Origin of the sequence: Luteibacter sp. 9133 (assembly GCF_000800155.1) — a bacterium.
Lineage (GTDB): Bacteria > Pseudomonadota > Gammaproteobacteria > Xanthomonadales > Rhodanobacteraceae > Luteibacter > Luteibacter mycovicinus.
On sequence record NZ_JUHO01000001.1, the window covers coordinates 360299 to 378198 of the forward strand.

The following is a 17900-nucleotide window of genomic DNA, read 5'->3' on the forward strand; positions in this document are numbered from 1 at the left end:
GCGTCCACTAAAGGTAGATCGCTCCGGTAATCATCGAGTCTGCATCGATCGGGTCCGCCCGGTCTGGCGGGGCGAGCCTGCGCATGCCGCGTGGCTGGCCGGATGGGTGACGCAGCGCGACAGATCGTGCCGCGATGAGGCACTACACGTCGTCACACATGGAATCTGTGCACAGGTTCTCATTTCTGTTATGTGTCGCCACATTTTCTTCACGTCTTGCCGAAATTGCATCTCATTGGTGTTGGCACACACTTTGCTCTGATCCTTCTCCGTACAGGGGAAGCCGCCGCATTGGCATCCAGCCGTCTTTACCTAGCGCAGTTCCACGGAACCGTGACGGCCTGTCGCACCCAAAATTCAGGAGATCGCCGTTTTGAACAGAGTTTTTCGCATCGTATGGAATCGCGCACTTAATCAGTTCGTGGTCGCCTCTGAACTTTGCCGTTCGCGCGCCAAGGGCGCACGCTCCACCGGCGGCGGCTCCGCGATCGCCACCACCAGGGGCCGTCTGGCGGCTGGTGTGCTTCTCGCCCTGGCCGGGACGACTGGCGCCTTCGCGCACACGACGTCCATCGGCTACGCGAATTCGGGCAACAACTCGCTGTCGTTCTATTACGGCACGTACCATCAGTCCGACGAAGCGACGTACACGGAAGGTTCGCTCCACCTCACCTCCACGGCCGGCTTCGACCAGACCGTCTCGTTCAACATCCTGACCGGCACCAAGCCCGCCGGCCTGGTCGACGGCGACACGAACTTCTTCTCGGACGGCACCAAGCTCATCGGCACGCCAAATCGGGTGATCGCGAACTGGCAGGGCGTGACCTTCAATAACCTGGTGCACGGTACCTACACCTTCACCTATATCCCCATCGCCAACCCGACCCAGGTCTGGGCACCGATCGACAACGTGATCCTGTCGAGCACGATCACGATCATCAATGCCGACCTCAGCACGGCACCGCACGTGGTGGCCGGCCAGGTCGTCGACCAGACGTATGCGATCGATCCGTTGATCATGGACGGCGGCATGGTGAAGAACACCGCCGACGGCACCATGACCCAGATGGTCAGCATCACGAACAATAACGGCACGTTCGACACCAACGGTCACAACCTCACGCTCACCGGCGAGATGGATGGCCGCGGCGCGCTCATCAAGCAGGGCGAAGGCACGCTCAACCTGCGCGGCGACAACACGTCCGTCGGCGAGATCGACCTCAACGGTGGCGCGATCAACGTGCTGTCCGATGCGGCCCTGGGCGATACGAGCAACGACCTCAAGTTCAATGGCGGCAGCCTGCAGTGGGGTGCGGACTTCGACCTGAACAGCGGGCGCAACGTCACGCTTGGCGCCAACGGCGGCACGTTCGACCTGCAGACCTACGATACCGATGTCTCGAACAGCATCTCGGGCACCGGTTCGCTGACCAAGACGGGCACGGGCACGCTCACGCTGTCCGGCACGAATACCTACACCGGCGGCACCCATGTCGCCGGGGGCGACCTGATCGTCGCCAGCAGCGGGAACCTCGGCACCGGCATACTGAACGTCGACACCGGCTCCGCCGTGACGATGAACAACGCCACGCAGACGGTCGCAGGCCTTGCTGGCGACGGCGGTATCGATCTCGAAGGCACGACCCTGACCCTCAGCGGCAACGGCGCGTCCACCACGTACGGCGGCGTGCTTTCCGGTACCGGCGGCCTGATCAAGAATGGCAGCAACACGCAGGTCCTGACTGGCAGCAACACCTACAGCGGTGGTACCACGGTCAACGACGGCACGCTCGCTTTTGCCAGCGACGCCAACCTCGGCGACGCGGCGGGCAGCCTGACCCTCAACGGCGGTACGCTCGAAGCGACCGGCACGGGTAGCACGGCACGCGACATCCACGTGGCCGGTGGCGCCATCGCGGTGGACGGCGGTCAGCAGCTGACCTCGACCGGCAGCGTCAGCGGTACCGGTGGCCTGATCAAGAACGGCGGCGGCACCCTGATCGTCGACGGCGTCGCCTCGCAGGCCGGTGGCGTGACCGCGAACGGTGGCGTGCTTTCCCTGGGCGGCACCAATACCTATACCGGCGACACGACCATCAACACCGGTGCGACCGTCCTCGTGTCTCGCGATAACAACCTCGGCGCGTCCGCGAACCAGGTCGATCTCGACGGCGGCGCGCTGATCGCGACCGGAAGCTTCGCCACGGCGCGCGACGTGACGGTCGGCAGCGCGGGTAGCAGCCTCGGTGCCAGCACGGGCACCACGCTCACATCGACGGGCGTCGTGTCCGGCAGCGGTACATTGAACACGCAGGGCGCGGGCACGATCGTGCTTGCCGGAACGAATACCTACACCGGCGGCACCGCGATCAACGGTGGCGTCCTGCAGATCTCTTCCGACGCCAATCTCGGCGCAGCGGGCGGCGCCATCGGCCTGTTCGGCGGCACCCTGCACTCGACCGCCGACATCACCAGCACGCGCGACGTCACAACGGGCGGTGCGGGCGGCGTCGATGTCGACGCAGGAACCACCTTCAGCACCTCGGGTACCGTCAACGGTGCCGGAGCCTTGATCAAGAATGGCGAAGGCACGCTCGCGATGTCCGGCACGCTCAGCCAGGTCGGTGGCGTGACGGTCAACGACGGCACGCTGATCCTGTCGGGCAACAACACCTACGAGGGTGCCAACACCCTCAACGACGGCACGCTTCAGATCGCCAGCGACGCCAACCTCGGTGACGCCGCCAACCATGTCGTCTTCCAGGGCGGCCAGTTGCACGTGACCGGCGATACCGCGACGGCGCGCACGGTCGATACGACCGCCGGTTCCGATGCCGACCTCGTCGTCGACGGCGGGAAGACGGTAGCGCTCAACGGCACGGTGCAGGGCCAGGGCGGTCTGGTGGCATCCGGCACGGGTACCCTGGTCCTCGGGGGCGCCAACACGTACGCCGGCGGTACCTCCGTGAACGGCGGTACGGTGCGGATCGGTAACGACGCGGCGCTCGGTGCCGCAACCGGCGCCATCACGCTCGCCGGTGGCACGCTGCAGGCGACGGGCGATGTCGCTTCGGCCCGCAACGTCACGGTGAACGGCGGTGCGTTCGCCATCGATCAGGGCGCCACGTTTGCCACGACGGGCAACGTCGGCGGCAACGGCGGTCTGGTGAAGAACGGCAGCGGCACGCTCGAGATCGATGGCACGGCGTCGCACACCGGCGGTACCACGATCAACGACGGTACGCTGGTTCTGACGGGCAACAACAGCTACACCGGCGGCACCACGCTCAACGGCGGCACGCTGCAGGTCGGTAGCGACGCGAACCTCGGCAATACGTCGGACGCCCTGGTCTTCAACGGCGGCACGCTGCACGCCACCGGCGACGTAAGCGGTGCGCGCGCCGTCACGGTGAACGCCGACGCGGTCATCGCGACGGATGCCGGTGCGAGCTTCGCGACATCGGGTACGGTTTCCGGCAACGGTGGCGTCACGAAGAAGGGCGACGGCACCCTGATTCTCAGCGGCGACAACACGTACACGGGTGCGACCACGATCGACGCCGGCACGCTGCAGATCGCGTCCGACACCAACCTCGGCGCATCGACATCCGGCCTGACCTTCAACGGCGGCTCGCTGCACACCACCGGTAACATCGTCACCCAGCGCACGCTCAACCTCGCCGGCAATGCCACCGTCGTCAGCGACGCCGGCACCTCGTTCACCGCCGCGGGCGCAGTTGTCGGCAATGGCGGACTGGTCAAGAACGGCGAAGGTACGCTCTCGATCACCGGCGTCGCCTCGCATACCGGCGGCACGACCGTCAACGAAGGCACGCTGGTGCTCTCGGGCAACAACACCTACACCGGCGGGACCGTGATCAACGGCGGCACGCTGAGCATCGCCAGCGATGCCAACCTGGGTAATGCCGCCAATGCCGTCACGCTCAACGGCGGCAACCTGACGGTGACCTCGAGCATCACCACCGCGCGCAACATCGTCATCGACAACGGCGGCGGCTCGATCACCACGGACACCGGGGCCACGCTCAGCCAGACGGGCAGCATCTCGGGCAACGGCACGCTGACCAAGCTCGGTGGCGGCACGCTGATCGTCAGCGGCAACAACAGCTTCACGGGCGGCACACTGGTCAACGGCGGCACCATCCGCATCGACAGCGGTTCGTCGCTCGGCACCGGCGACATCATCCTGCAAGGTGGCACGCTGCAGACCTATGCGACCCTCGGTACGGGTCAGACGGTCCTGGTCAGCGGCAACTCAGGCGTGAATGTCTCCGCCGGCACCACCACCGTGCTGTCGGGCGACATCAATACCAGTGGCGCCTCGGGTTGCTTCATCAAGAGCGGCGCCGGTGCACTGAGCCTCACCGGCAAGGCGTCGCTCGACCAGGGTACCTGCGTGCAGAACGGTACCCTCCGCGCGAACGGCACGCTCAACAGCAGCTTCGTCAATGTCGACGCGATCGGCACGCTGCGTGGCGTCGGTGTCATCAACGGTCCCGTCAACGTGACAGGCCGCCTGGCACCGGGTAACTCGCCGGGTACGCTGACCGTCAACGGTACGGTGACGATGAATGCGGGCAGCACCTTCGAAGCTGACATCGATGGCAAGGGAACCGGCACGGGCGCAGGCAACTACTCCCGTTTGCTCGTGGTAGGCGCGGGTCATCAGTTCATCGCCAATGGCACGCTGGCACCGCTGCTCCGCGGCATCACCGGTGACGCGAGCAATACCTTCACGCCGACGCTGGGCGATACCTACCGTATCGTCACCGCCGAAGGCGGCATCGTCGGCCGCTTCAGCAGCCTCGACCAGCCGAGCGTCGGCCTGCCCGCGAACACGCGCTTCCTGGCCTTCTACAACCTCGCCAACAGCAACAGCATCGACCTGCGCGTCGTGCCGAAGGCGTACAGCGAGTTCCTCGGCACGGGTACCACGCGCAATACGCTGGCGCTGGCCGGTGCGCTGGACCGCGCGGTGGATGCGCAGATCGCCGGCAACGGCGCGGCCTATACCGCTGTCGTCAACGCCATCGGTGCGCTCGATACCGGTCGCATCGCCGACACCGTCAAGGCGATGGCCGGTGAAGTGCACGCCGACCAGGCGGCCGCCGCACGCGGCATGGGTCTGGCGCTCAACCGCGATGCCTTCGATCACCTGGGCACCGACACGACCAATCCGGCCAACAAGGTCTGGGCAAACGTGACCCAGGACGGCCAGCGCTTTGTCGCCGACAACCAGGGCTCCGGCTACAACGCCAGCACCAGCCACGTCACCGCGGGCGTAGACGTATTCACGAACGACACCACGGTCATCGGTGTGGGTGCGTCGCATGGCGAGAGCAACATCATCGCCACCGGCGGCCAGGGCACCATCCGCGGCAACGCCGGCCTGATCTACGCCCAGCAGAAGGCCGGTGCCGTCATCGTCGACGGTGTCGTGTCCTACGGTTCGGACGACTGGTCGAGCCGTCGCATGGATCCGTTCGGCAATGGTTCGCTCGAGACGCGCACGGATGGTCATGACACGATGGCCAGCCTCACGGCGCGCCTTCCGATGAATGCCGGTGGCCTGCGCATCGAGCCGTATGCCGGTGTGATCTGGCAGAAGGTGGAACGTGATGCGGTGAACGAGACGGGCACGTCGCCGGCGGCGCTGTCGCTGGACAAGCTGTCCGTGACCGGCACCCGTGCCCTCGTGGGCGTGACCGCCGGCTCGAACGCGAACGATCCGCTCGCCTCCGAGCTGACCTGGCGCGTCGGTGTCGCCGGCGGCGTGGATTCGGGCAAGCTGCTCGATCCGACGGTACGTGCCCAGCTCGCCGGCGAACAGTTCGAAACCAAGGCGCCGGATGCGGGCCGCGGTTTCGTGCAGTTCAACGCGAACGGTACGATGCGCCTTGCCCGCAACACCTACCTCTACGGCGGCCTCACCGCCGAACAGGGTTCGGGCCGGACGGCATACGGTGTGACTGCCGGTGTGCGCGTCGCCTTCTGAGGCGACGCATCCGGGGAAAAAGCCCGCTCGCAGCGCGTGTAAAAAGCTCGCTGCGGCGGGTACCTAAAGAAAAAGGCGCCCCTCGCGAGAGGGGCGCCTTTTTCTTCGCTGTCGAACGCGATCAGTAACGCGGAACCGTCGGGTCGATCTCGCGAGCCCATGCATCCATGCCGCCTTCCACATTGAACAGGTGGGTGAAGCCGTGCGCCGCCAGACGCTCGGCCGCCGCCTGGCTGGAAATGCCGTGGTGGCAGATGAAGGCGATGGCCGTGTCCTTGGGCAGAGCGGCGAAGGCTTCGTAGCCCTCGTCTTCCAGAATGCGCGCGCCGGCCAGCGGGGCCGCCATGGCGCGACCGTGCGCCGGGCGCACGTCGACGAGGATGACCTCGCCCGCGGCGAGCTTGTCCTTCAGCTGATGCACGGTGATCGACGTGATCTCGACCGCACCCGGGAACTTGAGGCTGAGGCCTTCGCCCTGGACGGTGCTGACCCAGTCGATCACGATGCCCTTGGCCCGCTGGGCGCTGCCCGGATCGAAGTGCACTTCGATACCGCTGGCGACGACGACGATGTCGTGGTCGCCAGCCGGAGCCAGCTGGAAGCCGGCGCTGTGGTCCGGGCCGATTTCCAGATGCAGGGCCTGGCCCTGGGCATTGGCCATGCCGCCACGAATGGCTTCGGCGGCCTTGTCGGTAATGGTGATTTCCGGCGGGGTACGGTCCGGCGCGCTGGCGCCGAACAGCGTGTACAGCTCGCCGCTGGTGTACATCTGACGGATGATGTCCGAACCGCCGACCAGCTCACCCTTGACGTAGAGCTGCGGGATCGTCGGCCACTGGCCGTACTCCTTGATGCCCTCGCGGATTTCCGGGTCTTCCAGCACGTTGACGGTGTGGTAGGTCGGGATGATGTCGTTGAGCGTGTTGGTCGCCGCGGCGGAGAAACCGCACATCGGCTGCTGGCGCGTTCCCTTCATGAACAGCACGACCTCGTGCTCGGAAAGGAGGGATTCGATGCGCTCGCGAGTGGGTGTATCGAGGGCCATGGGGTCACCGCGGATAGGAAAGGGGCCATTTTACCGGCATCCCTCGCACATGGGCCCGTTCTCGTGACTTTCAACCTGCTAGTGACGTTTCCGCCCGCAACTCCGCCAGATTGGCCCGGCAATCGGCGAGCGGAGCGAACCCCAGAACGGCCTCGGGCGAGGGCAGTACCGTCTCACGGCTGGCGCGACCCAGCGGCGTGCGGCGCTCGGTCCAGTGAATCAGCTCCATCGCGCCGCTGAAGTCCTCAACCAGGGCGGTGCAGTGCTCGACCCAGTCGCCGTCGTTCATGTAGAGCACGCCTTCCAGCGGACGGATGTGGCCGAAGTGGATGTGCCCGCAGATATGCCCGTCGAATCCGCGCTCGCGGGCATCGGTGGCGACGCGTTGTTCGTAGTCGCGGATATAGGCCAGTGCGGCACCGACGTGTGACTTGAGGATGATCGACAGCGGCATGTACGGCAGTTCGAGACGCTTGCGCACCGCATGCACGCGGCGGTTGGCCCAGCAGATGAAGCGGTGCAGGGTGTCGCCCAGCCAGTTGATCCACTTGCGGCCGATGTGTTCGGGATCGTATTCGTCGCCGTGGCTGACGCGGTAGCGGCGGCCATCCGCACCGTCATGGACGGCGTCCAGCTCGACCCGGATCCCGGCGATGGTCGAGCCGGCGAGGCCGCGCATCTGGTAGTCGTGGTTGCCAGGAAGGTAGGTCACCTGGATGCCTCGTGCCGCCATCGCGATCAGCTCGGCGATCACCGCGCTGTGATCCGGGTGCCACCAGTGGCGTTTGGCCAGCGCTTCCAGGTCGACGATGTCGCCGACGAGGTAGAGGCGCTCGCAGTCGAGGCTCTTCAGGAAATCGAGGAGATAAGCGGCCTTGCAGTCCGGCGTACCCAGATGCACGTCGGAAATGAAGGCGGCGCGACACGTGAACTTGGCCATGGCGGCGATTTCCGGGGTTGTCCCGGGAGATCAGTCTCGGGCCGGGAGGTAACCGGGGCATGGCGTGGGTGTTGCAGGAGTGTTGCGGGTGGGCATCCGGGGCATGCATCGCGGCGGGCAGGTTCCCTCCGGGTTGCGGTGGCCGGTTGGGAGTGGCCTGGCGGGAGGCGGCCTGCCGACGATCAGCCTGGCAGTTCGCGGACGGCCGCGAGCGCCTGCGGAAAAATCCGCTCCACCCACATCCCGTACTGCCTGGCGGAAGGATGAAGGCCATCATCCACGAGCATGTCCGGCTTCGCGCCGGCCTCGCGCGAAGCGGCCGTCACATCCACCCAGCGCGCATGCGCACGATGCGTTTCGTCACGCGCAATGGCATTGAACGCATCGATCTCACGCCCGATCGCCGCGCGATCCCGCCCCTCGGCAAACGCCGTCACGCCCCAGTCGGGAATCGACACGACCACCACGCGGCGCGAGTCGCCGGCGAGCTTGCCCGCGCGTTCGAGCAGAGCAAGAAACTGCTCGCGATATTCGACCGATGAGCGCCCGCGGTACTGGTTGTTGACCCCGATCAGCAGGGTCACCAGCCCGTACTTGCCGTGCAGTCCGGCGACATCCATCGCCGACGACAGCTCGTCCGTCGTCCAGCCGGTAGTGGCGACGATTTTTGGCGCAGCCACGGCCACACCATGCTCGCGCAGCCGGGCAACCAGCTGCACCGGCCAGCGACCGTCTTCGGGCACGCCCTCGCCGATCGTGTACGAATCGCCGAGGGCGAGGAAGCTCGCTTCCGCCACGGCTCAGGCGACCGCGGTCGCGACCGGTGCGGCTTCCTCGGCCATCCGCTCCAGCACGCGGTTCATCCGCACGAACACCTCCTGCAACTGCGTCGGCTCGGGCAGCAGCGTGAGACGCAGGTGCCGGCTGGCGGAAAGATTGAAGCTGGTGCCGGGCACGACCAGCACGCTTTCCTGTTCGAGAAGGCGCAGCGCGAACGCCGTGTCGTCGAAATGCGCGATGGCGTCGGCGCGGATCTGCGGAAACGCGTAGATCGCTCCGCCCGGTGCCACGACATCCAGGAACGGGCTGGCGGCGACGCTGTCGAGCACCACCTGACGCGCGCGGTGCAGGCGGCCGCCCGGCGCGGTGAGTTCACCGATGGTCGGCTTGTCGAGCAGCGCGGGACGCACGGCCCACTGCGCGGTGACGTTCGCACAAAGGCGTAGCGCGGCTAGCAGCTGCAATGCGTCGCGGTATTCCGCGGTGCGCTTCGGGTCGCCTGACAGGCTCATCCAGCCGACCCGGTAGCCGCAGGCACGGTGCACTTTCGACAGACCGCCGAAGCTGACGCAGGGGTGATCGCCGGCCACGGCCGCCAGTGGCTGGAAGGGCGTGTCGTCGTAGAGGATTTCGTCGTAGATCTCGTCGCACAGCAACAGCAGGCCATGGCGGCGGGCGACGTCGACGATGCGCTCGAGCAAGGCCCCGGGATACACGGCGCCGGTGGGATTGTTCGGATTGATCAGGACCAGGGCGCGCGTGCGCGGTCCGATCAGGGCCTCGATCTCTTCCGGATCGGGCAGGTGCGCGTTCTCGGCCAGGCAGCGGTAGTAGCGGGGGCTGCCGTCGTTGAGGATCGTGGCGGCGCTCCACAGCGGGTAATCCGGGCTGGGCAGGAGCACCTCGTCGCCCGGCTGCAGGAGTGCGCGCAGGGAGATGTCGATGAGTTCGCTGACGCCGTTGCCGATGAACACGCGCTCCACGTCCACGCCGAACGAACCACGCGCTTTCTGCTGGGCCACGATGGCCTCGCGGGCTTCCTCCAGACCCTGCTCGTGCCCGTAGGCCTCGCTGTCGGTCAGATGGGCGCCGATGGCTTCGCGCAGATGCGGGGGCGTGGAAAAACCATAGCGGCCCGGGTTACCGATGTTCAGTTTGATGATCGGCTGGCCGGCCGCTTCCATGTCGCGGGCGCGCCGGGTGAGGGCGCCGCGGATTTCGTAGCGCACTTCCGCCAGGTGCGCGCTGGGCTTGATCGAGGACACTTCTGACGACTTCCGGTAAGTACGGCGGGCCGTTTCCCGCCGTCGTCACCCGATCCTAACAGCGTCGCGGCGGCGTCGCGAGGCGGATTTCGGGCGATAAGCGGGCATAATCCCGCCCATGACCGACACCCCGGACCTGGCGCGCCTGCGCCATATCGGCTGGCGCGACCCCGCCTTGCCCGACGATTCCCGCCGCCTTGCCCGCGTCGTGGCCCAGCATCGCGCCGGTTACGAGCTGCATGACGGCTCCTCGGCCTTCAACGCGCAGCCTGCCGGCCAGTTTCTGAAAAGGGGGCTGGACCCGTCGCTTCGCCCGGCGGTCGGCGACTTCGTCTTCCTCGACCACGCCAGCCACCCGGTGATCGAGGAGGTGCTGCCGCGCCGTTCCGTCCTGACCCGTGCCGCCGCGGGCGAGCGATACGAGCGGCAGATCATCGCGACCAACATCGACTACGTTCTCGTCATCACCGGCCTCGACGGCGACTTCAACCCGTCGCGCATCGAGCGCTACCTGACCCTGGTCGAGGGTTCCGGGGCGCGTCCGGTCGTCCTGCTCAGCAAGGCGGATACCGACGTGGACGTCGAGGGAGCGGTCGCCGCTCTCGCCGCGCGCCTGCCCGCCGAAGCGGCGGTGCATGCGATCAACGCGAAGGATCCCGCGACGGTGGCCTTGCTTGCGTCCTACCTCGGGCCGGGCTCCAGCGCGGTCCTCGTCGGCTCGTCGGGAGCGGGCAAGTCGACGCTCACCAACACCTTGCTGGGCGAAGAACGTATGGCCACAGGCGCGGTACGCTCGCACGACAGCCGCGGCCGGCACACCACGACGCACCGTGCGCTGCTCAGCCTGCCCAGCGGCGGTTGCCTGATCGATACGCCCGGCATGCGCGAACTGAAGCTGACCGGCGAGGAAAACCTCGACCTGTTCGCCGACATCGAAGCGCTTTCCGCGCAGTGCCGCTTTGCCGACTGCGGACACAGCAACGAACCGGGTTGCGCGATCCAGGCCGCGCTCGCTTCCGGCGAGCTGTCGCCGCAACGCTGGCGCAATTTTCTCAAGCTGCACGACGAGCGCGAAGAGCAGGCGGCGACCCTCGAAGCACGCCTGAAGCGCAAGGCGGGTCCGCGCCCCGCCGGTAAACCGAAACGCGGCGAGTGGCGACGCGGAGACGACTAACACTTACTTTCGTCGCGCGCGCTCCCGACATACAGGCATCCACCTGCTGAATAAGTTGACTTCCTCCCTACGAGAGCGAGGAAGTCTTCATGGTCGTCCATTGTTACCGGCGCCGCGCAGTAGCGGCTGCCTTGTGCGGTGTTTTTGCCGCGTCCGCGTCGGCTACCGAGTTTCCTTACGGCATCCTCGTCGAGAAAGGCACGGCACTCACGCTCGAGCCCGGGGACCGCATCTCGGTAAGCGGCCTGGCGACCGGGCGTGTCATCACCGTGGAGTCGCGCGGCTCGTTCGACGCCACGGACGTTTCGATCGAGAACCGCACGAGCGGCAATCCGGCAGGCTATGCCTACGGCGTGCTGGCGTTCGACGGCAGCCAGGCGTCGATGTCCGCCGGATCGCTCATCACCCGCGGTGACCGGTCGGTGGGCGTGCAGGTGCAGGGCGCCTCGCGTGCCGTGTTCGCCGGGGTGCAGCTCACTACGCTCGGCGCGAACAGCATCGGCATCACCGCGCGGTCAGGTGCGGCGATCCTGATGAACCGCGCGCACCTGAGTATCGACGGACCGGATAGCACGGCGCTGGTCGCACAGGGCACGGACGCCGCCGTCGTCGGGCTTGCCGACATAGAACACCGGGGTGCCGCATCCGCGCCGGGTCGCGCGCAAGCCATCGCCGTTCGCGACGGCGCGCGGATCGGCCTGAGCGACAGCTCGGTCATTGCCCGACATGCGAATGTCGGTGCCGTCGTAATCGATGGTGAGGCCTCGGGATTCAGCACATCGCGCAGCCATATCGTTGCCGAGGGTGAACACGCCTGGGCGCTTTCCGGTACCTCGGGGCGCGCGATCCTCACCGCGGCGGAGTTGAATGGCAACGGAGGTGCGATCACCACGCGTGTTCCCGGCGCAGGCACGTTGCAGGTCGATCTGCTGGGGGGCTCACGCTCGGTGGGCGACATCGTCAGCGGCGACGCTTCGCTCGTGCTCAACGCCGAGGACAGCGAACTGCGCGGCGATCTGCATCGGGCAGGCACGGGATCGCTGGATGTCACTCTTGCGCGATCCCGGTGGCTGGGACGTGCACAGGGTGTCAGCGCTCTGACCATCCATGACGGCCATTGGTCCCTGACAGGGGGCAGCGTCCTCGGACGGCTGACGCTCGCAGGTGCCGCCCGCGTGTCTTTCCCGGAGGGCACGGGCGCCTTTTCGACGCTACGCGTGAGCCACCTCGCTAGCCAGGGCGGCGTCGCCGCCATCCGTCTGCGTACGCGCCTGGATGCCGGCGGCATCCTCTCGCGGCAGGGTACGGACCGGCTACTGGTCGACGGCGACGTCGACGGAACGACACGACTCGAGGTCGCGGCGGTGGAGGGCGGCGGTGCCGGCACCGCACCCGGTAGCTCTGGCGGTATCAGTCTCGTGCAGGTCAACGGTTCGGCCAGCGACACATCGTTCCGTCTCGCCGGCGACTACGTGGTGGCGGGACCATGGCGTTACGGTCTGAACGCATACGGTCCCGGCGAGTCGGACGCATCGCAACGACTCGTCGCGGAAAACGGATCCGGCTTCTGGGACTACCGCCTGCAGAGCACGAAGATCGATTCGCAGGGGCGTTGGCGTGACGCGCTCGGCCGCACGGCGGATCCGACCTCGCCGGCCATGCCTGCCCGCGATGCGCTGGCGCCGCAGGTGCCTTCCTATCTGGTGCTCGCCGGGGCCTTGTTCGGCTACGGCCGGACTGCCATCGATGCCGCGGGACCCGACGCCTCCGCCAACGACGGCGGGTCGACTTTCCGCGCACGCAGCTTCGGCGGGAACGCCAGCTATCGCAATTCGCTCGGTTTCACGCGCTTTGGCTTCGACAGCATCCGTCGCGACCGCGGCCTGCAGGTAGGTGGCGATCTCGCGTCTTTCGATGCCGGGACGTGGCATATGCGTTCGGGTATGTCCGCGAGTCTCGGAAGCACGCAGGTCACCCCTCGTGCCGTAGACGGCGCGAGCGACGCCCGGGCGCAGGGTCGCGGCCTGGCGATCACCCACACGTTCAGCGGCGATGACGGATGGCGTATCGGCGCGGCCTATGCTTTTACGCACTACCGGGTCGCCGTGCGAACGCCGCGACGCGGTGAGACGCTCGCCCGGTTGCGGGTGAACAGCAGCGATGCGTCGTTGTCCGCGGGTTTCCGCTGGACGGCCCCGCGGAACGTCGTCATCGAGCCGGGAATATCGTTGCTCTGGCAGCGTCTTCGCTTCGGCAAGGCCACCGACCGCGACGGCATCATCCTGCAGCCTGGGCGTCCGGAACGCATGACGGCGCGTGTCGGAGCGCGAGCTACGCGTCTCTTTCCGTTGCAGGGGCAGCGGGTGAGTGCGTGGTCCGCGTTTCTTGACGGTCGTATCGAAGCGACACGGGATACCGGTGCGGCGCTGGCCTTGTCGGGCGTCCGCTTCGCAACGGGACATGGCGGCCGGGCGCTGCAGGTGGCAGCGGGTACCACGTTGGCATTTCGCCGGGCCATCACGCTTTCCGGCGACATCAACCGGCAAGTCAGGATCGGCGGCCGGGGCGACTCCTCCTTCGGTGTACGCCTGGGTGCCGCGATAGCGTTCTGATGCCACGCGATCTCAATACGTCACGGTCACCGTCACGATGTCGCTGTACGAACCTGCCGGTTGTGCGGGCTGTATGGGTACGCGACCGTAGACAGTGAGCGTCTGCTCGGACCCGGAACCGGTTCCCGCGGCGGTATCGGTGTTGAGCGTGTTGCCCCACCGCGTCGTCCGTCCGGGGTCGGTGAACAGCTGGTACGTAACGAAATGCGTCCCATCGGTCATGCGTCTCGTCGTTCCCGACGCATTCTTTCCGTTGTCCAGACCGATCTGGTACGCCGCCCGTTGGGTGCAGGTCGCGCGCACCAGTGAGGTCTGGTCGGTATTGACACGAAGCAGGCCGGAGACGCTGCCGAAGTTGAGTTCGGTCGCCGTGCCGACGGTGCATTTTGCGGCGACGTTGGCGGTGGCGGTCAGTGCGGGACCGGCCACCGTCTGCGCCGCTACGGTTCCGCCGCTGGTGCACGACGCAGGGAAGGTGCCGAGCGTCAGAAGAACTTCGTTGTAGCTCCAGGTAATCGACGTGCCTGTGAGCGACCCGGCAAGCGTGCCGCTGTAGTTGCCAGGCGAAAGGCCGCTCTGCAGCGCCGGTACCTGACCGTAGATCGTGAGGCTGCCGGTGATGGTCACGTTATTGGATAGCAAACCGAAGTTTCGGGTGAACGTTTGCGGCGTGTACGTCGCATTGTTCACACGCCCCCAGATCGTGCTGTAACTCCCGTCCTTGAACGCCTGGTACTGCATGCGGTCGGTATTCGCGGTGTTGAGCAGGGTTCGTGGAGCGAAATTTCCCAGGTCGTCCGGCGCGAGGCTGACACATGCCGAGATGTAGCTGCCGTACAGGCCACCGAGCACGCCCGAGTAGCTGCAACTGTAGTTCACGGTCGCCTGCGTGTTGACGACGGTACCGGTCGGATCCACCGTGCCGAAGGCCAGGTTGGTAATGCTAGTGATGCTGCAGGTGGTCGCGGCCTCGACGCGCGGCGTGGCTGCCATCGCCGCGATGGCCAGGAGTATGAGGACGAACCACTTCATGGCGTCACCGTGCGGCAGATCAGCGGGCCGAGTTCCGGCAGGTCGCGCGCATGTGCCGGGTACGTCAGCGTCGTCTTGCAGTGTGTCCCTCCGGGCAGCGTCACATTCAGAGGCGTATCGCCACCCTGCAGGTTGTCGAGGTACACCAGGCCGTCATAGCCGACCATGGCGGGAGCCGCATCACCCGTCGCGACGGTAGCGCCGACGGGCAGCGGCTGGCCGCCGGCATCGACGAGGATCGCCGACGCCGCACGTACGCGCTTCACGGGAAAACGCACCACGACGCCGGCGCGATCGGACGGTGCGATGATGGTCTCGACCCGCTGTACACGCTCATCCGCAGGCAGGTCGATCGGGTCGATCGCCAGCCGGTTGTCCTGGTATGCGTTCAGTCGTGACACGAGCAACAGTCCGCTGCTGTCGGTGACGCCGGTGCGCCGGTTTTCGAGGAGTACGGGAATGTCCGGCGTTCCTTCCGTGGTGACCAGTGCGAACGCGTCGTCGATACGTCGCGCGGCGAAGGCATGGCCACCCATGAGCACGACCGCTCCGTTCGCGTCGGCATACGCATACGACGAGCTGCCGAAGTCGCTCGCACCGACCGTGAGTTGTCCGCTGTTGCCGAGCCAGCCGACCTCGCCCAGTCCGCCGCCGGTATCGCCGGTCCGTCCCTGGACATGCCAGCCGAAGCCACCGTCGCCGTCGATCGGACGGCTCGCATCGACGATGCCGAACGTCTGTTCGCGGTCGCGCTGCGCGGACGCGCTCCATGTCGTGCGCGCGTCGAGCGACATCGTCATGCCGAGAAAGAAGCTACGGTCCGATGCCAGATCCAGGTTCTGGTTGTAACTGACGTTGACCGAGATCCCACGACCGAAGTTACGCAGCGCGAACAGCCCCGCATAGCGCGTTGCCGGCTGTCCGCCATAGCGCAGGCGCACGTAGTTGGCGCCGAAGCTCGACTCGCGCACGTTGAAACCGATCAGCGCGCGGTCGCTGGTACGGGGCGACGGCGAGCCGTAGCCGCTGGCGATGTCGTTATAGCGCGAGTTGCTGCGCAGGGTGTCCACGGATGCGTTGATGTAGCGCCCGTTCCACGAAAAGCCCCCGCCGTACTGGGCGCCGGCGTCGCGCGATCTCGCGTACGACCCGTTAACGACGAAGGCCCCGACGGGGTTCCACACCATGCCTGCGCCTGCGGTACCTCGTCCATCGCCGCCCTCGGTATGCGCTTCGAGTGTGAGCCGGTCGGTGATGCCTCGCCGCCACGTCGCACTACCCACGGGCGCTTCGCCGTACGAGAAGGAGTCGATACCGTATGCCTCGCGGACGGTGCCGAGTTCGACCGACCAGTCGTCGAGGCCGGCACGAAGCAGCTGGCGCGCGGAATAAAACGGGAAGGTCACCGTACTGCTGCGACCGAGCGCGTCGGTCAGAACGACCTGGGCCTGACCCGCCTGGTCCACACCGGGCACGGCCGTGAGCTGGAAAGGACCGGCGGGGACTTTGCCCGAGTACTGGCGGATGCCGTCGATATAGAGCTCAACGGACGAGGGCGCGGCGGCCTGCCCGAAGAACTGCGGCAGCGGCGTGGTGACGCGGTAAGGCTGCAGCGCGAAGTCGGTGCCATAGGCGATGCCTCCGATGCGCGTGGCGCGTGACCACGAAAGATACCCGGTGAAGGTGTCGCCGACAGTCAACGTCTGTGCGCGGTCGGGGAATGACAGTCGCCATTGCGTGTCGAGTCGCACCGTGTCGCCTTGCCAGCCGTCGGCAGGGGTCTGATAGCGACGCGTCAGCGACGTGTTGCTGAGTACGCCCAGCCCGTCGCTGAAAGCACGGAGTTCCGCCAGGCCGCTGACATTGCTGAGACCACCGCCGTGAGCCGCGTAGATGTCGTAGTTGATCAGGATGCCCGTGCCGCTCGATGCCCGGGTGCCGGTGTGCTCCGGGGCGTTGAGGATCTGCGTCGGCAAATTGAGCTGACCGGTCGGCACGTCGATGTTCACGCGTTGCTGTGCGACGTCGTAGGTGTAGCGCACGCCGGGAAGGTCGGGCAGGCAGCGCTCGTCTTCGCCCGGCGACAGAACGAAGCCGAGGCCCCGAAGATCCGGTGCCAGTGCGCAGAGCGCTTCGCCGTGACGGGTGAAGTGCACCAGCTTTTCGGTTCGCGTGCCGTTGAGCACCACTTCGAGATAGAGGTCTTCGCCCGCGACGCGTACGCGCGGCGTGACCGTCGCCGGTGGCGGTGCGGGCTCCGTTTCGCGCTCCACGGCATGCGCGGCAGCGGCGTCGAGGGCCAGCATGCTAGCGGCCGTCCGCGTCCACCACCAAGGTCGATTCGGCCGGCTCACCGTTGATCCTTGCGCGCACGGCACCATCCGCGTGCCGTGCGTTGTCCGGCAGTTTCCAGCTCATCGTCGCGCCGGGGAGGGCGTATCCGACCAGCCCCGGCAGGAGTGTCGTTCGCTGGCCTCTGGCGCCTTGCCATGTCACGTCGGCGATCTGCGCATGGCCGTTTCCCGTGTTGCGCACGCGCAGTCGGGGACCTCCCGGTGTGTGCTCCCAGGTGGCCTGCAATGTCGCCTTCATCGAGGGATCGCCCGTGGGCGCGAGGAAGACCGGCACCGAATAGCGCAGGACGAACTTCAGCCCGGGCGTATCGCCCGCATCCACCGGTAATTCGTCGACGAGCACCCGGTACGCGGTCTCGGTTCCATCGGTGGGCGGCGCCACCCGACGGATGACGCGCACCAGCTGTCGGTCGCCCGGTGCGATCGTCACCATCGGCGGGCTCACCACGAGATCGCGCGATGGCTCGAGCACATCCTTGCCATCCACCTGCGTCCAGCGAAAGACGCGTACCTGGGCATGGACCGGATCGGTGCCCGTATTGGTCAGCCACATGGCTTCGGCCGACGCCGAGGCGGCCAGCCGCAGGCCGATAGGCGAGACCTGCAGGCCGCTCGCGTGCGTGGCGAGGGCCGCGGCGGCCAGCGCGACGGCCAGCGCCCAGCGGAGCGGCCACGGGCACAC

Annotated in this window: 10 protein-coding genes; 3 read left to right on the top strand and 7 right to left on the bottom strand. The window is 66.8% G+C overall.

Annotated features, from left to right (window positions below):
• Positions 1-373 precede the first annotated feature (373 nt).
• Complete coding sequence (locus tag FA87_RS01340) at positions 374-6016, top strand: autotransporter-associated beta strand repeat-containing protein (protein ID WP_043691872.1); 5643 nt, start codon at positions 374-376, stop codon at positions 6014-6016.
• Positions 6017-6137: 121 nt separating this feature from the next.
• Here FA87_RS01340 and grxD read toward each other — a convergent pair whose 3' ends face one another.
• From grxD to FA87_RS01360, 4 genes are all read right to left on the bottom strand, one after another.
• Positions 6138-7061: a Grx4 family monothiol glutaredoxin gene (gene grxD, locus FA87_RS01345; protein ID WP_036116451.1), complete on the bottom strand. Its 924-nt coding sequence runs from the start codon at positions 7059-7061 to the stop codon at positions 6138-6140.
• A gap of 70 nt (positions 7062-7131) precedes the next feature.
• Positions 7132-8001 carry a UDP-2,3-diacylglucosamine diphosphatase gene (locus tag FA87_RS01350; RefSeq protein ID WP_043691874.1) on the bottom strand — a complete coding sequence of 290 codons (870 nt, stop codon included), beginning with the start codon at positions 7999-8001 and terminating at the stop codon, positions 7132-7134.
• A gap of 182 nt (positions 8002-8183) precedes the next feature.
• Positions 8184-8798: an SGNH/GDSL hydrolase family protein gene (locus FA87_RS01355; RefSeq protein ID WP_043691876.1), complete on the bottom strand. Its 615-nt coding sequence runs from the start codon at positions 8796-8798 to the stop codon at positions 8184-8186.
• A gap of 3 nt (positions 8799-8801) precedes the next feature.
• A complete protein-coding gene (locus tag FA87_RS01360) occupies positions 8802-10046 on the bottom strand; it encodes an aminotransferase class I/II-fold pyridoxal phosphate-dependent enzyme (RefSeq protein WP_043691879.1) in 1245 nt (414 codons plus the stop codon).
• Between the two features lie 118 nt (positions 10047-10164).
• Between FA87_RS01360 and rsgA the strand changes: the two genes are divergently transcribed.
• Both rsgA and FA87_RS01370 read left to right on the top strand, forming a co-directional pair.
• Positions 10165-11220 carry a ribosome small subunit-dependent GTPase A gene (rsgA, locus tag FA87_RS01365; protein ID WP_036116442.1) on the top strand — a complete coding sequence of 352 codons (1056 nt, stop codon included), beginning with the start codon at positions 10165-10167 and terminating at the stop codon, positions 11218-11220.
• An 89-nt stretch (positions 11221-11309) separates the two neighbouring features.
• On the top strand, positions 11310-13832 hold the full coding sequence (locus FA87_RS01370) for an autotransporter outer membrane beta-barrel domain-containing protein (protein ID WP_043691883.1): 2523 nt from the start codon (positions 11310-11312) through the stop codon (positions 13830-13832).
• A 12-nt stretch (positions 13833-13844) separates the two neighbouring features.
• Here FA87_RS01370 and FA87_RS01375 read toward each other — a convergent pair whose 3' ends face one another.
• From FA87_RS01375 to FA87_RS01385, 3 genes are read right to left on the bottom strand one after another with little or no spacing between them, the layout of a single operon-like run.
• Positions 13845-14864 (bottom strand): spore coat U domain-containing protein, encoded by a 1020-nt coding sequence (locus FA87_RS01375; RefSeq protein ID WP_043691886.1) that lies wholly within the window; start codon positions 14862-14864, stop codon positions 13845-13847.
• Positions 14861-17170, bottom strand: coding sequence for a fimbria/pilus outer membrane usher protein (locus FA87_RS01380; protein WP_052191081.1), 2310 nt, complete (start codon positions 17168-17170; stop codon positions 14861-14863). Before FA87_RS01380 ends, FA87_RS01375 begins: the two co-directional genes overlap by 4 nt.
• Position 17171: 1 nt before the next feature.
• Positions 17172-17900, bottom strand: a complete 729-nt coding sequence (locus tag FA87_RS01385) for a molecular chaperone (protein WP_052191480.1) — start codon at positions 17898-17900, stop codon at positions 17172-17174.